The following is a 17884-nucleotide window of genomic DNA, read 5'->3' on the forward strand; positions in this document are numbered from 1 at the left end:
ATCAATCTGCGTGAATGGATGAATCGACTATGGGCGCTTTGTGGCAATCCGATTCGAGCAACACTGTGGCGCCAGCCAACAGGGAGGATGAAGCGCCTTTACCGAAAAAACCCCGTAAGCGCAGGCTGTGGTGGCGACTGTTATGCCTGGTGCTGCTGATTGCCCTGGTTTTGCTGGGGGTTGCCGCCTCGCGGGAAATGCGCAGTTCGAAAATCCAGGCCCGCGAGTTCAGCCGTATCGCCGCGGACCTCGGTTACTCACTGGAATCCGGCCCCAGCGACTCGATGTTCTATCCCGGTGCCGGGCCTTTCGACAAGCGCCTGGGCTACAGCTCACTTGGCGAATTCCAACAGCGCCTGCTGAAACGCCATTACCTGATCGAGGCCCAGGCCCGCTTCTCCCCGGCCCTTCTGGACTACAGCCAGGCAGGCTTCTTCGTGCCGTACAAGGAGAAAATCCAGGCGGGGCTGTCGATCACCGATTGCCGAGGCGGTGATGTCTACCACTACGACTACCCGCAACAACTCTATGCCAGCTTCGACGCCATCCCCCCCTTGGTGGTCAACAGCCTGCTGTTCATCGAGAACCGTGACCTGCTCGACCCGAAACAACCCGAGGCCAACCCCGCCGTGGACTGGCCACGCTTCGGCAAGGCAATTGTGTCGCAGATTACCAAGGTGCTGCACATGGGCGGCCAGACCGCCGGCGGCAGTACCCTGGCGACCCAGTTGGAGAAATACCGGCACTCGCCGGACGGCCTGACCCTCTCCGGCGGCGAAAAGATCCGGCAGATGATCTCCGCCAGCGTGCGCGCCTATCAGGGCGGCCCGCAAACCCTGGAAGCGCGCAAGGATGTGGTGCGCGACTACCTCAACAGCGTGCCGTTGTCCGCCGTACCCGGGCATGGCGAGGTCCATGGCATGGCCGAAGGCTTGCGGGTCTGGTACGGCGCGGACTTCGCCAAGGTCAACGCCCGCTTGAACAGCACCGCCAGCGACACCCGGAGCGTTGCCGAACGGGGCCTGGCCCTGCGTGAAGTGCTGTCGCTGATGATTGCCCAGCGCCGGCCCTCCCACTACCTGGCCCGGGGCCGCGACGAACTGGCCGAACTGACCGACAGCCATATCCGCCTGCTGGCCCAGAACGGCGTGATCGACGCCCCGCTGGCCGCCGCCGCCCTGGCCAGCAAGGTGAGCTACCGCGACTGGCAGCAGGAGCCGACCATCCAACCGGTGGAGTCGAACAAGGGCATCAGCGTGGCCCGCAGCCGCCTGTCGGCCATGCTCGACCGCCCGCTCTACGACCTCGACCGCCTCGACCTCTCGGCCACCAGCACCTTGCAGTCGGCGTTGCAAAGCGAGGCCAGCGACTACCTCAAGCGCCTGGCCGACCCCGAGGTCGCCAAATCCCTGGGCCTGTTCGGCGAACACCTGCTGACCCCCACCAGCACGCAACAGGTGCGCTACAGCTTTACCCTCTTCGAACTCACCCCCGACAGCGCGCGGGTACGGGTGCAGACCGACAGCACCGACCAACCCTTCGACATCAACGAAGGCAGCAAGCTCGAACTGGGCTCCACCGCCAAACTGCGGGTGCTGACCAGCTACCTGCAGATCATCGCCGAACTGCACGACCGTTATGGCAACCAGCCATCCGCCGAACTGAAGAAAGTGGCCAATGACGCCCAGGACCCGATCACCCGCTGGGCGCTGGAATACCTGGCGCAGAACAACGACCGCTCCCTGCCGAAAATGCTCGATGAGGCCCTCAGCCGGAAATACTCGGCCAACCCCGGCGAAAGCTTCTTCACCGGCGGTGGCCTGCACCACTTCCACAACTTCCGCAAGGAAGACAACGGCCGCAGCCCGACCTTGCGCGAGGCCCTGCGCGAGTCGATCAACCTGCCGTTTATCCGCCTGCTGCGCGACCTGGTGCGCTACAGCACCTACCACGGGCCGAACAACAGCGCCGAATTGCTCAAGGACGATAGCGAACCCCGCCGCCAGGAATACCTGGCCCGCTTCGCCGACCGCGAGGGCACGGCCTTCATGCTGCGCTTCTGGAAGAAGTACCAGAACAAGACTTCCCAGGAACGCCTGGACACCTTCCTCGACGGCATGCACCCGACGCCGATTCGCCTGGCCGCCGTGCATCGCTACCTGCTGCCGAATGCCCCGCAGGCGGCCTTCAACACCTTCGTGCGGGCCCACCTGAAAACCGAGAAAGTCACCGACGAACGCCTGGCCAAGCTGTACAAGACCTATGGCCCGGGCGCTTTCGACCTGCCGGACCAGGGTTTTATCGCCAAGGTCCACCCGCTGGACCTGTGGCTGCTGGGTTACCTGCTGGACAACCCCCAGGCACACTTCAGCCAGGTGGTGGCCGCCAGCCAGTTCGAGCGCCAGGAAGTCTACGGCTGGCTGTTCAAGAGCAAGCACAAGGGCGCCCGCGACAGCCGGATCCGGGTGATGATGGAGATCGAAGCCTTCCTCGATATCCATCAGCGCTGGCAACAGGTCGGCTACCCCTTCGATCACCTGGTGCCGTCGCTGGCGACCGCCATCGGCAGCTCCGGCGACCGGCCGGCCGCGCTGGCCGAACTGGTGGGGATCATCCTCAACGACGGCGTGCGCCTGCCGACACTGCGCATCGACAGCCTGCACTTCGCCGCCGATACGCCTTATGAAATCCGCCTGGTCAACGACCCGGACAAAGGCAAGCGGGTGATGCCATCGGAGGTCGCCACGGCCCTGCGCGACGCCTTGTCACAAGTGGTGGATGCGGGCACCGCGCGGCGGGTCTCCGGCAGTTTCAAACAGCCGGACGGCACACCGCTGGCCATGGGTGGGAAAACCGGCACCGGCGACAACCGCATCGAAGCCATCGGTTCCGGTGGGCGGGTGTTGAGTTCGAAGTCGATCAACCGTACGGCGACCTTCGTGTTCTACATCGGCGCCCATCACTTCGGCACCCTGACCGCGTTCGTGCCGGGCCGCTCGGCCGAGTCGTTCAAATTCACCTCGGCCCTGCCGGTCCAGGTGCTCAAGGGCATGGCGCCGATCCTGACGCCCTACCTGCAACCGGGCAGCAGCACCTTGTGCAACGCGCAGAAGGTCGCGCAAACACACTGATGGCGCGAGCCACGCCTCAGTGTGTGCTGTGAAAGCGCTTGGCGAGGGTGTAGCTCTTTTTCCAGTAGCTGTTGCTGAGGGAATCGATGCGCACCGTCTTGCCGCTACGGGGCGAGTGAATGAATTTGCCCCCGCCGATATAGAGCCCGACATGGTTGACGGTGCTCTGGCCATTGCGCCGGAAGAACACCGCATCGCCCGGCTTGAGGTGGTTCCGCTCGATGGTCCTGGCGTTGGAACGACGCATGGCGACGGTGGTACGCGGCAACTTGATATTGGCCTCCTGCTGAAACAGGTAGACCAGCAAGCCACTGCAATCGAAGCCGCTGACCGACATCCCGCCCCAGCGGTAGGGTGTACCGATCAGCTCATGGGCACGGCCCACGACATTGTCGATGCGCGCTGGCGCCGCCTTGGGCTTGGGCCGCATCCTCTGGATCACCTTGGCGGGTGAGCCGGGTTTTGCCACATCGAGGGCGGCGTGGGCCGACAGGAACAGGCCCGGAGACACCCACAGCAGTGCTCCCAACAAGAAACTGGACATGATAAGTCCCGCCTTTTTGACACAAGGCGGCATGGTAAAGAGCTGTCCCGGCGCTTGATTAGAGTGCTTTTCTTCAATTCACGTAGGGAAAATCTTCAGAAATAAACAGAAAGCACACCACAGAGCCGGCAGGTGCATGAGCCATTTGACTGGGCACCCGTTCGTCATTTTTTCTTGTCACGCACTTAAGATATATCTTAAGTTATATCTTAACTAGACAGGAGAAAGAGAAATGAGAGAGCAACATCCCCATCTTCGTCACCACCCCCGCGAATTCGGCGATGGCCATGACGGTTTCGAACACCGCCCCGGTCGCGAACGCGGCGGACGCGGGCCACGGGTCTTCGCCCCCGGTGACTTGAAACTGTTGCTGCTGGCGCTGATTGCCGAACAGCCCTGCCACGGCTACGACCTGATCCGCCAGATCGAAGGCATGTTCGACGGCGCCTACAGCCCGAGCCCCGGCGTGATCTACCCAACACTGACCTTCCTGGAAGAAAGCGAACTGATCCTCGGCGACGCCGCCGCCGGGAAAAAGCGCTACAGCGTGACCGACGCCGGCCGCCAGTCCCTGGTCGAGCAGGCCGTGGCCCTCGATGGCGTACGCATGCGCATCGATGTCAGCAAGCGCTCACTGCGCGGTCATGAGCGACCGCAGGAAATCCACGAGGCGGTGCACAACCTGCGCCACGCCCTGCAACTGCACCACGGCCGCTGGAGCCCGGAAGAAATCCTTCGGGTTCGCGACCTGCTGAACAACACCGCCAAGGCCATCGTCGATGGGCCGGGTGCCACCCCGTCCGCTCAGGAGAAATCGCTATGAATGCAGCCTATCAGGGGATTCATCGCGTCCTGCATGAAATCAAGCGGCGGCGCCTGGAGGTGTTGCGGGTCGTCGACCTCACCCCACGCATGCGCCGCATCACCGTGGGTGGGCCGGAACTGGCGGACTTTATCAGCCTGGGCACGGACGACCATGTGAAAGTGTTTTTCCCGCAGAACGCCACCGAACAGGCCGCGCTGGAAACCTGGGTGCCGGGCGCCAAGGACAATGGCCCGCTGCCCGCCATGCGTGACTACACCCCACGGCGTTATGACCTGGTAACCGGCGAACTGGACCTCGACTTCGTCCTGCACGGCGACGGCCCCGCCTCGACCTGGGCAGCCCAGGCCGCGCCCGGTCAGTTCCTCACCATCGCCGGCCCGCGGGGCTCGATGGTGGTGCCGGATATCTTCGACAGCTACCTGCTGATCGGCGACGAAACCGCGCTGCCGGCCATTGCCCGGCGCCTGGAAGACCTGGCGGCCAATCGGCGGGCGCGAGTGGTGATCGAGGTGGAGAACGCCGGGGAGCAGCAGACGCTGCAGAGTCCGGCACAGATCGAGGTGACCTGGGTACGGCGCGATGCGCCGGAGCAAGACCTGCTGCGCACCGTCGAACAACTGCACCTCCCCGAAGGCAACCTGTATGCCTGGGTGGCGACCGAAGCGGCCCTGTCGCGCAGGATCCGTAAAGTCTTGCTCGGCCAGCATGGCTTGAACGACGAATTCGTCAAGACGGTTGGCTACTGGAAACAGGACGACAGCGCCGAAGATTGATCCGACAACGCGGCTTTACAAACTGTAGGAGCTGGCTTGCCAGCGATGAGGCCATCAGAGGCGAGGCAAACCTCAAGGCCCTCTTCGCGAGCAAGCTCTGCTCCTACAGAACGCGTTAGCCCAGGTACCACCGCCCTACCTGCCACCCCGCCACCGATCCAGCACAATCAACACCCCAGACACCAGAAAAAACCCCAACAGGATCTGCCCAGCATTGATGAACACCTGTGGATAACCCAACTTATCCACATCGACGAAAGGATACGGATAGACCCCGATCAGATGCCCGCGCAACAGCACATGGCCGAAATAGACCACAGGGTAGATCGCCCATGGCAACCCGTCCCACAGCCGCAAGGTGCCCTTCTTCACACAGCAGCACCAATAGACCACGAACAGCAGCGGCATCACGTCGTGCAGCAACTCATCGGCCAGCCACTGAAATCCCTGGGGATGCCACAGGTGGCGCAACAACAGGTTGTAGGCCAACCCGACCACCACGATGCTCGCCGTTACGCCAGTTTGCACCGACGGCCTGAGAAACCAGCGTCGGCCCGCCGAGTCCCGCGTGGTCACCGCGCAAGTCAACACCGTCGCCGCCAGGGTATTGGTCAGTACCGTGAAAAAACTGAAGTAGGTCACCAGCCCGCCGATCAGGCTGGCCTCCACCTGCCAGCGGAAAATCAGCACCAGGTACATCTGGATCGCCAACCCGCCCCAGCCCAACAGCGCCGCGCCTGTCAGGAGGATCCGCCGCCAACCGCCCAAGGCCTGCACAGCGCTGTGCATCGCGCCGGTATCCGCGCTCACAGCTCGCGCTTGGTCCGCGCCAGTTTGATATAGAGGGCTTCGACCTTCTCCCGCGCCCAAGGGGTCTTGCGCAGGAAGGTCAGACTCGACTTGATGCTCGGGTCACTCTTGAAGCAACGGATATCGATGCGTTGCGCCAACCCTTCCCATTCGTAATGGGCCACCAGGGCATTGAGGATCTGCTCCAGGGTCACGCCGTGCAAAGGGTTGTTGTTCGATGCCGTCATGCCAAGCCTTCAGGTCAGGAAATGGAAGAAGCCGCGCACCTTAGCCGAGCCTTGGGGCGGGGGGAAGAGCCGTGGACGAAGACCCGGCATCCGATGTCTGGAATGAGTGTAGGACTGATCCCAGACAACGGGCGACTTGCGGGTGAGCAATCACCCGATCAGTGCTGGCCACGCCACCGATCCACGGCAATCAGCACCAGTGATATCACCACAAACGCCACCAGTACCATCAGCGCATTGATAAACACCTGTGGATAACCCAGCTTGTCCACTTCGATAAAGGGATAGGGGTAGGAGCCGACAAAGTAGCCACGCACCAGGGCGTAAATGAAATAGGCCAGCGGATAGAGCAGCCACGGCCAGAGATCCCGCCATTGCAAGGTGCCCTTGGGCACGCAGAACCACCAATAGATCACAAACAGCACCGGCATCACGTCATGCAGCAACTCATCAGCCACCCACTGCAGGCCCTGGGGGTTCCACGTATTGCGCAGCAGCAGGTTGTACGCCAGCCCAACCAGCACAATGGCGGCGGCCACACCGCCCTGGACCGTGGGTTTGAGAAAGAACCGGCGCACCGCCGAGTCCCCTGACGTTGCCGCGCAGGTCAGCACCACCGCCACCAGGATATTGGTCAGCACCGTGAAATAGCTGAAAAAGATGTCCACCCCGCCCAACAGGCTCTTGTCGCCCTGCCAGCGCGAAGCCAGGATCAGGTAGAGCTGGAGAGCTAATGCAAACCATCCCAGCAGTGCCGCGATCTTTACGGCGATACCGCCCGTGCTTTGCGTTAACACCATTTCGTTGCTCATGAGCAGGCTCCCGGCTACGTGGCACCTGCAACGGCAAAGCCCCGTCGATCGGGCGCTTATAAACAGGCTGTCTGTTGAGCAAGACCCTAGAAGAAAGCCGGACAAGACTCTACTGTCAGAAATGACAGTCCTGACCAACGGCAACCGATCAGCGCTGGCCTTGCCAGCGGTCCACGGCAATCACCAACAGTGACACCAGCATGAATCCCAACACCACCATCCCGGCATTGATCAACACCCGGGGATAACCCAGCTCGCCCACATCGGCGAAATCATAAGGGTAGGCGCCGATCAGGTATCCGCGCAGCAGGACGTAAACGCAGTAGGCCAGCAGATAGATCAGCCACGGCAGCATATCCCGCCATTGCAAGCCCCCCTTGGTCACATAGAACCACCAATAGAGCAAAAACAGCACCGGCATCACGTCGTGCATCAACTCATCGGGTAGCCACTGGAATTCCTGGGCGCTCCACGGAACGCGCAACAACAGGTTGTACACAAACGAGACCAGCACAACGCTGACCACCGCGCCGCCCTGGACCGAGGGACTGAGCAGGAATCGACCCGCGCTCGACTCCCCCGCTGTCGCCGCGCTGGTCAGCACCAACGCCACCAGGATATTGCTCAGCACCGTAAAATAACTGAGGAAGACGTCCAGTCCGCCCAACAGACTCCCCGCAGCCTGACAGTTCTGGTAGAGCTGGGTGCCCAATGTCACCCACCCCAGAAGTGCCGCCGCCTTCAGGGAGACTCCACGCCATCCTTGCGTCAAAGCCCTGTCATCACTCATGACCTTGGTTCCTGGCGATCGCAACCTCGGCGATCTCAAAGCCCTCAAATAGGTTGAGCACGCGATACCACACAGTGCCTTGTACATGAACCTAGAAGAATGCGAGGCAAGACTCCACTGTCAGGAATGACAGTCCTGACCAACGGCAACGTTGGTCACCCGTGTCTCGAAAGAAGTGACAGGCCGGTTAACACCAAGCCACGCATCAACGGTTCCTGAATAAGGGTAGGCTGAGCCCCACCGAATGCGACTTTGCTCTTTCATTCGTATGAAGTTTCCTAGAAAATCCTGACCGCTTGCGCCTGCCAAAACACGTGACTAGTCTTCGTTCGTCACTGCCAATTCAGTGATCGGGTTTAGTCGCCCACTGTGAGTTAAGGCGCATAGCGCCATCGTCCTGTTCAGGCGCTTTTTTGTTGCCTGCACTTTATGGTGGCTGTGCGCAGGGCGCCCTCGGGCGCGCCGGTTCCTTAGCTCGCCGGTCGACTAACCTGCGTACAGCTGCCACCCCCATCGTTTAGTCGCGACTCGGTAGCAGCTCAACCCTCGTTGAGAGAGCTAGACCTATGTCGAAGATTACCCCCGATCCCCCCGTCAACCCGCTGTACAAGCACGACAAGACCAGCGACCGGGTATTCGCCCATTACAACCTGCCGCCGCTGGAACCGCCCGAACCTTACAAGCTGCCGGAAAGCCTGTACCAGATCCGCACGGATGTGCGCTCGGAAGAGTCGCTGACCACCGCCTACGAGTTGCTGGAGTCGGCTGCCGCGACGGCCTATGAATCCGTGGAAAACCTCAGCGGCACCAATCGCAAGGTGGTGCTCGGCGTGGTGCGCCTGATCGAGCTGGCGAAAGCCTTGGTCGACTCGGCGTTGAACAAGCAGGTGGTGGAACACTCGTAAGGCCGGGCAATGTCCGGGCCCACGTCATGGAATAGGCCCTTGAAAACGCCATAAAACCCGTAGGAGCCGGCTTGCTGGCGATGAGGCCGGTACATCCACCCCTCATCTGCGCGGCAAACATCGCTATCGCCAGCAAGCCGGCTCCCACAGTAGTCGCGTTGACCGAAGCGGCGGGGCCAGAATCAAGACAGCATTCACCCCAATGCTGAATGACCTCGCCGCACGTCAGTGCCCACCGAACAATCAAGCGTTTCTGCACCGGCACCGCCCTGGGCACCGCCCATCAATGAACCACAACGGACGGTGCCCCCAAGGGCAAGGCCACCCAGGTCTCGAACGCCGCCGCGGTCAACGGCCGGCTGATCAGGTAGCCCTGGGCAGTGTCGCAGTGCCAACGTTCCAGCAAGCGCAGGCTGTGGGCGTATTCGACGCCCTCGGCGACCACCTTCAGTCCCAGGTTGTGGCTCATTTCGATGGTCGAGCGGACGATCACCGCGTCCTCGCTGGTTTCATCCAGGTCGCGGACGAAGGACTGGTCGATCTTCAGTTCCTGTACCGGCAGGCGCTTGAGGTGCGCCAGCGACGAGTAACCGGTCCCGAAGTCATCCACCGACAGGCTGATGCCGCACTCGCGCAACCGCTGCAGAACCTTCAAGGCCTGTTCGGGCTCGCGCATCACGGCGCTTTCGGTGATCTCGAAGATCAATTGTTCGGCCGGCAGCTGGTACTGCTTGAGCAGGCTCGAGACACGGTCGGCCAGGTCGGGGCCGAGCAGGTCGTCCGCCGAAATATTCAACGACAATTGCAGGTGCAGGCCACGCTGGTTCCACTCCGACAACTGACGCATGCCCTCCTCGATCACCCAGTGGGTCAGGGTCTGGATGCTGCCGGTCCGCTCGGCCAGGACGATGAACTCCGCCGGCGACACCATGCCGAACTGCGGGTGCTGCCAGCGCAGCAGGGCTTCGGCCTGGCGCACCCGGCCCTCGCGGATATCCAGCTTGGGCTGGTAATGCAGCAGCAACTCGCCGTTGGCCGCGGCATGGCGCAGGTCACGGATCAGGGTGACCTGGCGCCGGTGCGCCAGGTCGCGTCCTTGCTCGTAGATCTGGATGTGTCCCGGGATCTGTCCGGCGTCTTTCATGGCGATGGCGGCGCGGCTGAGCAGTTCCTCCGCCGCCAGGCCATCCCCCGGAAAGGCGGCTATCCCCATCCGACAATCCAGGGTCACGTCATGCCCGGCAACCCGCTGCGACTTGAGCAACAGTTGCTGGAGCTTGTCCGCCGTGGCGACCGCGCCGTCGCTGGTGGCATTCTGCAGCAACAGCAGGAACTCGCCGCCGATCAGGTGCGCCACGGTGTCGCCGGCACGCAGGGCACCGAGCAGGCGCAGGCCGACCTGTTGCAGCACCAGGTCCACCGCGTCGGGACCGCCGGCTTCGCTGATCGCCCGCAGGTTATCGATCTCCAGGTACAGCAGGGCCACCGGGCGCCCGGCGCTGATCGCACTGCCCAGGCGCTCCATCGCCAGCGCGCGGTTGGGCAGGCCGGTGAGCCCGTCGTGCAAGGCATTGTGCGCCAGCTGCTGCTCGCGCTCGGCGATGCCGCTTTGCATGGAATTGAAGGCGCTGGCCAGCAGCCCCAGTTCGTCGCTGCGCTTGAGCGACACGGGCGTCTGGTAATCGCCCTGGCCGATACGCTCCGCCGCCTGGGCCAGCGCCCGCACCGGCTGCGAGACACTGCGCGCCAGCAGCAAGGCACCGGCCAGGGACGCCAGGAGCGAGACCAGGGCGATCAGCAGGATATTCTGGTCGAGCGGCTCGAACGCCTGCATCGCCGCATCCAGCGGACTTTGCAGCAAGGCGATGACCTGGTTGTCATTTTCCCCGGCACCGCCGGCCAGCATCAGCGTCTTGCTCAGGAAGCTGTGCTGCTCGTATTCGGTCAGTTCCTGCGTGTGTTTGCCGTTGGCGAGCATCAGGTGCTCGATGTTCTGCGCCATGCTCGGCGGCTGGGTGCTCACCAGTTCCCCGGGCTGCTGCCGGTCCACGCTCAGGAACGACACCTCCAGATTACTCAACGAACGCAGCTCGCGGGCGAACGCCGTGTCCATGGAAAAGCCCATCACCACCCGGGCGATCGGCAAGGGCGCCAGCACCGGGGCTTCCACCAGCAGGTGCGGCTTGCCCTGCAAGGGCACGATCAGGGTCGACTGCTTGAGCCGCCGCGCCTCGCGCAGGGCCTGGTCATAACGGAACGGCGAACCGTCGGGCAGGTCGCTCAGGCTGCTGGCCAGGACCTTGCCGTCCATGCTCAGGAGGATCATGTCATTGGCATTGATGCGCTTGCCGTGGTTGAGCAGCACCGAACGAATCGTCGCCGAATCGCCGCTGGACACCGCATCGCGAAAGCCGAAATCCGCCGCCAGCAGTTGCACGCCATCGCTCAGGCGCCGGCCCTGAACGTCCAGCAAGCGCTCGAACACCCGGGTACCGAGCTGCAATTGCTCGCTGGCCTGGCCGCGGACCGCGCTGTTGGTCGCCGCCTTGACGCTGAAATACAGCGCGCCGATCACCACCAGCAACAGCAGGATCAGGACGCGGGCGACCCGCGCCTGGAAGCTACTTCGCAGTTTCACTGACAGTTTTATCGACGGCATCGCCCGAAGCACTCGCAGCCGGCGCCGTGGGTTCGTCCGGCGACAGGGGTTGGATCGACAGGCTGAAGCGTTGCTTCAGCCCCGTGGCGGCCACAGCGATTTCGCCCCCCGCCCGCGGCTGCCCATCGGCGACCTGGGGATGCCAGAGTGTCACGCGGTAGTGGCCGGCAGGCAGTTGGTCGAAACGGATCAGGCCCTTTTCGTCACTGACCGCGAACCAGGGGTCGTCGGTCACATAGACATAGCCAAGCATCCAGTCATGGATGTTGCAACCCAGCACCACGATCCCCGGCTTGTCGAACAGCACCGGGTCCGCTGGTGTGCCTTGGTACAGGCGCAGCTCGAAGCGCTTGGCCGGCGAAAAGGAATAGACCTGGTGGCGGATATTGTCGCTGTTGGGGAAGCGGATCCGGGTCCCGGTATGCACCGCCAGCACATGGGGGGCGAATTCCGTGTCGCGCTGGTCCATGTCCGCCTGGAGGCTGTAGGCCGGCTGCGCCGTAGCGCCTTGCAAGGTCACCACCGCGTTCGACAAGGGCTTGCCCTGTTGATCGACCATCTCGGCCTGAAAACCGGCGGCGGCACTCAGGCCGCTGGACAACAGACACGAAATAAGCAGAAACAATCCAGTCAATGAGGTCGGGCGGGCCATTGAGCAACTACTCTCAGGTTCGTGAAGGAGGGGTTTACCTTGGCACAAAAGGATTGCACAGGTGCAGAGTAGCCGGGGGCGCAGAGAAGATCACGCGACAAATTTGGCCATTGGCCACTATTGCGGCAAAGCCGACGGACGACCGCCTGGCCGGCAAAACCTCTCCCTGAAAAAGGCTTTGTACACTCATTCATTCATGGGCTACCGGCCGACTTTCGCAAAGCGCACTCCCTTGACCATTGAAACCACCGGCGGCTCGCCCCATTTAATTGGCATATATCACTGTGCAGGTGCCCCATGAGCGAGCAGCAGGAATTCCCTGAACGTCCGACCTTAAAGGCCGACGCCGAACACACCGCCGACGACGCCCACGCCGCGAGCGCCTCGGGCACCGGCCTGGCGCTGCCCGGGCAGAACCTGCCGGACAAGGTCTATATCATCCCGATCCACAATCGCCCGTTCTTCCCGGCCCAGGTGCTGCCGGTGATCGTCAATGAAGAACCCTGGGCCGAAACCCTGGAGCTGGTGAGCAAATCCGATCACCACTCCCTGGCGCTGTTCTTCATGGACACGCCCACCGAAGACCCCCGCCATTTCGACACCAAGGCCCTGCCCGAGTACGGCACCCTGGTGAAGGTGCACCATGCCAGTCGCGAAGGGGGCAAATTGCAGTTTGTCGCCCAGGGCCTGACCCGGGTGCGCGTTCGGACCTGGCTCAAGCACCATCGCCCGCCGTACCTGGTGGAAGTCGAATACCCGCACCAGCCGAGCGAGCCGACCGACGAGGTCAAGGCCTACGGCATGGCCCTGATCAATGCGATCAAGGAGCTGTTGCCGCTCAACCCGCTGTACAGCGAAGAGCTGAAGAATTATCTCAACCGCTTCAGCCCCAACGACCCGTCGCCGCTGACCGACTTCGCCGCCGCCCTCACCTCCGCGACCGGCAACGAGTTGCAGGAAGTGCTCGACTGCGTGCCGATGCTCAAGCGCATGGAAAAAGTCCTGCCAATGCTGCGCAAGGAAGTCGAAGTCGCGCGGCTGCAAAAGGAAATCTCCGCCGAGGTGAACCGCCAGATCGGCGAGCACCAGCGCGAGTTCTTCCTCAAGGAGCAGCTCAAGGTCATCCAGCAGGAACTAGGGCTTACCAAGGACGACCGCAGCGCCGACGTCGACCAGTTCGAGCAGCGCTTGCAGGGCAAGGTCCTGCCGGCCCAGGCGCAAAAGCGCATCAGCGAGGAAATGGGCAAGCTGGCGATCCTCGAGACCGGCTCGCCGGAGTACGCCGTCACCCGCAACTACCTGGAGTGGGCCACGGCCCTGCCCTGGGGCGTGTATGGCGAGGACAAGCTCGACCTCAAGCATGCGCGCAAGGTGCTGGACCAGCACCATGCAGGCCTGGATGACATCAAGGCGCGGATCCTCGAGTTCCTCGCGGTCGGCGCCTACAAGGGCGAGATCAGCGGTTCCATCGTCCTGCTGGTGGGACCGCCGGGGGTGGGCAAGACCAGCGTCGGCAAATCCATCGCCGAATCCCTCGGGCGGCCGTTCTATCGCTTCAGCGTCGGCGGCATGCGCGACGAGGCGGAGATCAAGGGCCATCGCCGCACCTACATCGGTGCCCAGCCGGGCAAGCTGGTGCAGGCCTTGAAAGAGGTCGAGGTGATGAACCCGGTAATCATGCTCGACGAGATCGACAAGATGGGCCAGAGCTTCCAGGGCGATCCGGCTTCGGCGCTGCTGGAAACCCTCGACCCGGAACAGAACGTGGATTTCCTCGACCACTACCTGGACCTGCGCCTGGACCTGTCGAAAGTGCTCTTCGTCTGCACCGCCAACACCCTGGACTCGATCCCCGGTCCTTTACTGGACCGGATGGAAGTGATTCGCCTGTCGGGCTACATCACCGAGGAAAAACTCGCCATCGCCAAGCGCCACCTGTGGCCCAAGCAGTTGGAGAAAGCCGGCGTCAGCAAAAGCAGCCTGAGCATCAGCGACAGTGCCTTGCGCGCGGTGATCGACGGTTACGCCCGGGAAGCCGGGGTGCGCCAGTTGGAGAAGCAACTGGGCAAACTGGTGCGCAAGGCGGTGGTCCGGTTGCTGGAAGAGCCGGACACGGCGATCAAGCTCGGCAACAAGGATCTCGAAGCCTCGCTGGGCATACCGGTGTTCCGCAACGAGCAGGTGCTCTCCGGGGTCGGCGTGATCACGGGCCTGGCCTGGACCAGCCTGGGCGGCGCCACCTTGCCGATCGAAGCGACCCGCATCCATACGCTCAACCGTGGCTTCAAGCTCACCGGGCAACTGGGTGAGGTGATGAAGGAGTCGGCGGAGATCGCCTACAGCTACGTCAGCTCGCACCTCAAGCAGTTTGGCGGCGATCCGGAGTTCTTCGACAAGGCCTTCGTGCACCTGCATGTACCGGAAGGCGCCACCCCGAAAGACGGCCCCAGCGCCGGGGTGACCATGGCCAGTGCGCTACTGTCGCTGGCGCGCAACCAGCCACCGAAAAAGGGCGTGGCCATGACCGGCGAACTGACGCTGACCGGGCATGTACTGCCGATTGGCGGGGTGCGGGAAAAGGTGATTGCGGCGCGGCGACAGAAGCTTTTCGAGCTGATCCTACCGGAAGCCAACCGTGGGCATTTCGAGGAGTTGCCGGATTACCTGAAGGAAGGCATCACGGCGCACTTCGCCAAGCGTTTCGCGGATGTGGCGAAGATTCTGTTCTAAACAGCAGGCATTAGTGCAAGTCCGGTGACACAGGTTATGCTCCGTCATCGTTGTCATGATTGGAGACACTATGACCCGGACTCGCCTGCTGCTGCCGTTAAGCCTCGCCTTGCTCACCGCCTGTGCCCAGCAACCGCGCCAGAACGTGACGCTGGAGAAACAGAGTGACTGCCCGATGCAACTCAAGACCGGGCAGACCATGATCCTCAGCCTGCCCAGCAACCCCACCACCGGCTATCGCTGGGCCATCCAGGACTCGGCGGGCGGTGTGCTGAAAAGCCTGGGGCCGGAGGTCTACCACAATCCGGACGACAACGGCCTGGTGGGCAGCGGTGGCCAATCGACCTGGCGCTTCCAGGCCTTCGCCACCGGCACCGGGCGCTTGCGCCTGACCTACCAGCAACCCTGGGACCCGGAAGCGACGCCGGCACAAAGCTTCGACTGCCCGATCACGGTGAACTGACATGCCCTGGCTGATCCTCGCCCTGATGGGGGCTGCGGCGTTCCTTTATGGCGTGAGTATCGAGTCAACGCTGCTGTGCCTGCTGACCAAGCCGGTGCCGGTGCTGGCCCTGCTCGGCTGGTTGCACGATGCGCCAGTGGGCGGGTATCGCCGCTGGATCGGCCTGGGCCTGATCTTTTCCCTGCTGGGGGATGTGCTGCTGGCCTGGCCGGGCGATCTGTTCGTGTTCGGCCTGGGGGCGTTCCTGGTCGCGCACCTGGCCTACCTCAAGGCGTACCTGAGCGACTGCCGGCGGCTGGCGGCCCTGCCCTTGCTGCTGGCCCTGATCATCGGTGCCGTGCTGCTGGGCATCCTGATGTCCAAGGGGTTGGGCGATCTGCTGATCCCCGTCAGTGTTTATGCGCTGGCCATCAGCGCTATGCTCTGGCGAGCGCTGGCCCGCCTGGGCAGCGACGTGCCCAAGCGTTCCGCCTTGCTGGCGGCCGCGGGTGCACTGACCTTCGCCTTCTCCGACAGCCTGATCGGGATCGATCGCTTCGTGGTCAAGTTCGCCGCGGCGCCCTACCTGATCATCATTGCCTACTGGCTCGGGCAGTGGGGGATCGCGGCCTCGGCCTTCAGCCAAAAGCCGCGCTGAACGCCGGCCGCCCTTCTGTAGGAGCGAGCTTGCTCGCGATGGTGGTCCAGACACCGCGGGGTATCAGATACCCCGCGTTATCGTTGACGTCCATCGCGAGCAAGCTCGCTCCTACAAGTTTCCAGCGCTCTCGGGCTCGGTGTTTTATCCGACAAAGCGCGCATCGCGGCGCCAACTTGGCTAAAATGCCCGCCTTTTCAGCATCCGCCGGAACCGTCGTGAGCAAAGAATCCGATCGCCTTTTCGCCCAGCCCCTGGCCCAAGTGCCGGACTTCGCCTTCAACGAAGACGTGGTGCGGGTCTTTCCGGACATGATCAAGCGCTCGGTGCCCGGCTACCCGACCATTGTCGAGAACCTCGGCGTGCTGGCCGCACAGTTCGCCCAGCCGCACAGCGTACTCTACGACCTCGGCTGCTCCCTCGGCGCGGTGACCCAGGCCCTGCGCCGCCATGTGCGCAGCGACGGCTGCCGGGTCATCGCGGTGGATAACTCCACGGCCATGGTCGAACGCTGCCGCGAATACCTCAACGGCCAGGACTCGATGTTCCAGGAGCTGCTGCCCGTCGAGGTGATCGAGGGCGATATCCTCGCCCTGGAATTCCAGCCAACCTCGGTGGTGGCGCTGAACTTCACTCTGCAATTCATCGCTCCCGAACAGCGCCTGGCCCTGCTCGGGCGGATCCGCCAGGCGTTGCTGCCCGGCGGCGCGCTGATCCTCTCGGAGAAGCTGCGGTTCAACGACAGCGAAGAGCATGCGCTGCTCACCGAGCTGCACGTTGCCTTCAAGCGCGCCAATGGCTACAGCGAACTGGAAATCGCCCAGAAACGCAGTGCCATCGAAAACGTCATGAAGCCCGACAGCCTCGAAGAACACCGCGAACGCCTGCTGGCGGCGGGTTTCTCGAAAGTCGTGCCCTGGTTCCAATGCCTTAACTTTGCCTCGTTGATTGCCCTGCCATGATTGATCTGTCCCCCCTCGCCCGCCGTCTGGCGCATACCCCGCTGGCCGAATGGGCCGCCAGCCTGCAAGCACAGCTCGACACCCGGCTGGAAAAGGGTCATGGCGACCTGGAGCGCTGGCAGAGCGCGCTCGATGCGCTGCCGAAGATCATGCCGAGCCAGGTCGACCTGCTGAACGGCCTGACCCTGGACAGCGACTGCGACGACGCCACTCGCGCTGAAATGCGCACGGCACTGATGGGCTTGTCGCCCTGGCGCAAAGGCCCGTTCGATCTGTTCGGCGTGCACGTCGACACCGAATGGCGCTCGGACTGGAAATGGTCGCGGGTCGCCCCGCACCTGGACCTCAAGGGCAAGCGCATTCTCGATGTCGGCTGCGGCAACGGCTACTACATGTGGCGCATGCTCGGGGCCGGCGCGGACACGGTGATCGGCGTCGATCCGAACTGGCTGTTCTTCTGTCAGTTCCAGGCGGTGCAGCGCTACCTGGCGCAGTCTTCGGCCTGGCACCTGCCGTTCCCCTTCGAGGACCTGCCGGCCAATCTGGAAGGCTTCGACACGGTGTTTTCCATGGGGGTGTTCTACCATCGGCGCTCGCCCATCGAGCATTTGCTGGCGCTCAAGGATTGCCTGGTGAAGGGTGGCGAACTGGTGTTGGAAACCCTGGTGGTGGAAGGTGACGCGAATCAGGTGCTGGTGCCGGAGGACCGCTATGCGCAGATGCGCAATGTCTGGTTCCTGCCGTCGGTGCCGGCCCTGGAGCGCTGGTTGCGGCGCGCCGGGTTCAGCGATGTGCGCTGTGTCGATGTGAGCGTGACCACGGTGCAGGAACAGCGCGGGACCGAGTGGATGAAGTACCAGTCGTTGAGCGACTTCCTCGATCCGCAGGATCACAGCAAGACCATCGAAGGGCTGCAGGCACCGATGCGGGCGGTGATTGTCGCCCGCAAGTAAGGCAGGGCGG

Annotated in this window: 16 protein-coding genes; 9 read left to right on the forward strand and 7 right to left on the reverse strand. The window is 63.0% G+C overall.

Going from position 1 to position 17884, the window contains the following annotated elements; translation table 11 throughout:
* Positions 1–29 precede the first annotated feature (29 nt).
* Positions 30–3131, forward strand: coding sequence for a transglycosylase domain-containing protein (locus UCMB321_RS21840; protein ID WP_040070567.1), 3102 nt, complete (start codon positions 30–32; stop codon positions 3129–3131).
* A 16-nt stretch (positions 3132–3147) separates the two neighbouring features.
* Here the strand turns inward: UCMB321_RS21840 and UCMB321_RS21845 are convergent, their stop codons facing one another.
* Positions 3148–3561: a C40 family peptidase gene (locus UCMB321_RS21845; RefSeq protein WP_245220841.1), complete on the reverse strand. Its 414-nt coding sequence runs from the start codon at positions 3559–3561 to the stop codon at positions 3148–3150.
* A gap of 346 nt (positions 3562–3907) precedes the next feature.
* Here UCMB321_RS21845 and UCMB321_RS21850 point away from each other — a divergent pair, with 346 nt between their 5' ends.
* Positions 3908–4498: a PadR family transcriptional regulator gene (locus tag UCMB321_RS21850; protein WP_040070569.1), complete on the forward strand. Its 591-nt coding sequence runs from the start codon at positions 3908–3910 to the stop codon at positions 4496–4498.
* Positions 4495–5274 carry a siderophore-interacting protein gene (locus UCMB321_RS21855; RefSeq protein WP_040070570.1) on the forward strand — a complete coding sequence of 260 codons (780 nt, stop codon included), beginning with the start codon at positions 4495–4497 and terminating at the stop codon, positions 5272–5274. The genes UCMB321_RS21850 and UCMB321_RS21855 overlap by 4 nt, the downstream gene beginning before the upstream one ends.
* 135 nt (positions 5275–5409) lie before the next feature.
* Here UCMB321_RS21855 and UCMB321_RS21860 read toward each other — a convergent pair whose 3' ends face one another.
* The 4 genes from UCMB321_RS21860 to UCMB321_RS21875 form a co-directional block, all read right to left on the reverse strand.
* A complete protein-coding gene (locus tag UCMB321_RS21860; protein WP_040070831.1) occupies positions 5410–6063 on the reverse strand; it encodes a Pr6Pr family membrane protein in 654 nt (217 codons plus the stop codon).
* Between the two features lie 17 nt (positions 6064–6080).
* A complete protein-coding gene (locus UCMB321_RS21865; RefSeq protein WP_040070571.1) occupies positions 6081–6311 on the reverse strand; it encodes a VF530 family protein in 231 nt (76 codons plus the stop codon).
* Positions 6312–6469: 158 nt separating this feature from the next.
* Entirely contained in the window at positions 6470–7123 is a 654-nt protein-coding gene (locus UCMB321_RS21870) for a Pr6Pr family membrane protein (protein ID WP_084615130.1), read from the reverse strand.
* 148 nt (positions 7124–7271) lie between these two features.
* Positions 7272–7913 carry a Pr6Pr family membrane protein gene (locus UCMB321_RS21875; protein ID WP_052451338.1) on the reverse strand — a complete coding sequence of 214 codons (642 nt, stop codon included), beginning with the start codon at positions 7911–7913 and terminating at the stop codon, positions 7272–7274.
* Between the two features lie 566 nt (positions 7914–8479).
* On the opposite strand from UCMB321_RS21875, the gene UCMB321_RS21880 reads away from it, so the two are divergent.
* Positions 8480–8818 carry a DUF6124 family protein gene (locus UCMB321_RS21880; protein ID WP_040070572.1) on the forward strand — a complete coding sequence of 113 codons (339 nt, stop codon included), beginning with the start codon at positions 8480–8482 and terminating at the stop codon, positions 8816–8818.
* A gap of 283 nt (positions 8819–9101) precedes the next feature.
* On the opposite strand, the gene UCMB321_RS21885 is transcribed toward UCMB321_RS21880, so the two are convergent.
* Entirely contained in the window at positions 9102–11456 is a 2355-nt protein-coding gene (locus UCMB321_RS21885) for a putative bifunctional diguanylate cyclase/phosphodiesterase (RefSeq protein ID WP_040070573.1), read from the reverse strand.
* Positions 11440–12129, reverse strand: a complete 690-nt coding sequence (locus UCMB321_RS21890) for a methylamine utilization protein (protein ID WP_157016032.1) — start codon at positions 12127–12129, stop codon at positions 11440–11442. The genes UCMB321_RS21885 and UCMB321_RS21890 overlap by 17 nt, the downstream gene beginning before the upstream one ends.
* A gap of 297 nt (positions 12130–12426) precedes the next feature.
* Between UCMB321_RS21890 and lon the strand changes: the two genes are divergently transcribed.
* From lon to cmoB, 5 genes are all read left to right on the forward strand, one after another.
* Positions 12427–14859, forward strand: a complete 2433-nt coding sequence (gene lon / locus UCMB321_RS21895; RefSeq protein ID WP_040070574.1) for an endopeptidase La — start codon at positions 12427–12429, stop codon at positions 14857–14859.
* A gap of 70 nt (positions 14860–14929) precedes the next feature.
* The gene (locus tag UCMB321_RS21900; RefSeq protein WP_040070575.1) at positions 14930–15322 is read left to right on the forward strand and encodes a protease inhibitor I42 family protein; all 393 of its coding nucleotides are present in this window, start codon (positions 14930–14932) and stop codon (positions 15320–15322) included.
* A 1-nt stretch (position 15323) separates the two neighbouring features.
* Entirely contained in the window at positions 15324–15959 is a 636-nt protein-coding gene (locus UCMB321_RS21905; RefSeq protein WP_040070576.1) for a lysoplasmalogenase, read from the forward strand.
* Positions 15960–16144: 185 nt separating this feature from the next.
* On the forward strand, positions 16145–16921 hold the full coding sequence (cmoA, locus tag UCMB321_RS21910) for a carboxy-S-adenosyl-L-methionine synthase CmoA (protein ID WP_209437200.1): 777 nt from the start codon (positions 16145–16147) through the stop codon (positions 16919–16921).
* Entirely contained in the window at positions 16918–17874 is a 957-nt protein-coding gene (gene cmoB / locus UCMB321_RS21915) for a tRNA 5-methoxyuridine(34)/uridine 5-oxyacetic acid(34) synthase CmoB (RefSeq protein ID WP_040070578.1), read from the forward strand. Before cmoA ends, cmoB begins: the two co-directional genes overlap by 4 nt.
* Positions 17875–17884: the final 10 nt, after the last annotated feature.

It is taken from the genome of Pseudomonas batumici, from assembly GCF_000820515.1.
GTDB lineage: Bacteria > Pseudomonadota > Gammaproteobacteria > Pseudomonadales > Pseudomonadaceae > Aquipseudomonas > Aquipseudomonas batumici.

What these genes read in the sequence shown, in the direction of transcription:
- UCMB321_RS21840 (WP_040070567.1), top strand. Translation starts at nt 30, where the DNA reads ATGGGCGCTTTGTGGCAATCCGATTCGAGCAACACTGTGGCGCCAGCC.
- UCMB321_RS21845 (WP_245220841.1), bottom strand. Translation starts at nt 3,561, where the DNA reads ATGCGGCCCAAGCCCAAGGCGGCGCCAGCGCGCATCGACAATGTCGTG.
- UCMB321_RS21850 (WP_040070569.1), top strand. Translation starts at nt 3,908, where the DNA reads ATGAGAGAGCAACATCCCCATCTTCGTCACCACCCCCGCGAATTCGGC.
- UCMB321_RS21855 (WP_040070570.1), top strand. Translation starts at nt 4,495, where the DNA reads ATGAATGCAGCCTATCAGGGGATTCATCGCGTCCTGCATGAAATCAAG.
- UCMB321_RS21860 (WP_040070831.1), bottom strand. Translation starts at nt 6,063, where the DNA reads ATGCACAGCGCTGTGCAGGCCTTGGGCGGTTGGCGGCGGATCCTCCTG.
- UCMB321_RS21865 (WP_040070571.1), bottom strand. Translation starts at nt 6,311, where the DNA reads ATGACGGCATCGAACAACAACCCTTTGCACGGCGTGACCCTGGAGCAG.
- UCMB321_RS21870 (WP_084615130.1), bottom strand. Translation starts at nt 7,123, where the DNA reads ATGAGCAACGAAATGGTGTTAACGCAAAGCACGGGCGGTATCGCCGTA.
- UCMB321_RS21875 (WP_052451338.1), bottom strand. Translation starts at nt 7,913, where the DNA reads ATGAGTGATGACAGGGCTTTGACGCAAGGATGGCGTGGAGTCTCCCTG.
- UCMB321_RS21880 (WP_040070572.1), top strand. Translation starts at nt 8,480, where the DNA reads ATGTCGAAGATTACCCCCGATCCCCCCGTCAACCCGCTGTACAAGCAC.
- UCMB321_RS21890 (WP_157016032.1), bottom strand. Translation starts at nt 12,129, where the DNA reads ATGGCCCGCCCGACCTCATTGACTGGATTGTTTCTGCTTATTTCGTGT.
- lon (WP_040070574.1), top strand. Translation starts at nt 12,427, where the DNA reads ATGAGCGAGCAGCAGGAATTCCCTGAACGTCCGACCTTAAAGGCCGAC.
- UCMB321_RS21900 (WP_040070575.1), top strand. Translation starts at nt 14,930, where the DNA reads ATGACCCGGACTCGCCTGCTGCTGCCGTTAAGCCTCGCCTTGCTCACC.
- UCMB321_RS21905 (WP_040070576.1), top strand. Translation starts at nt 15,324, where the DNA reads ATGCCCTGGCTGATCCTCGCCCTGATGGGGGCTGCGGCGTTCCTTTAT.
- cmoA (WP_209437200.1), top strand. Translation starts at nt 16,145, where the DNA reads ATGCCCGCCTTTTCAGCATCCGCCGGAACCGTCGTGAGCAAAGAATCC.
- cmoB (WP_040070578.1), top strand. Translation starts at nt 16,918, where the DNA reads ATGATTGATCTGTCCCCCCTCGCCCGCCGTCTGGCGCATACCCCGCTG.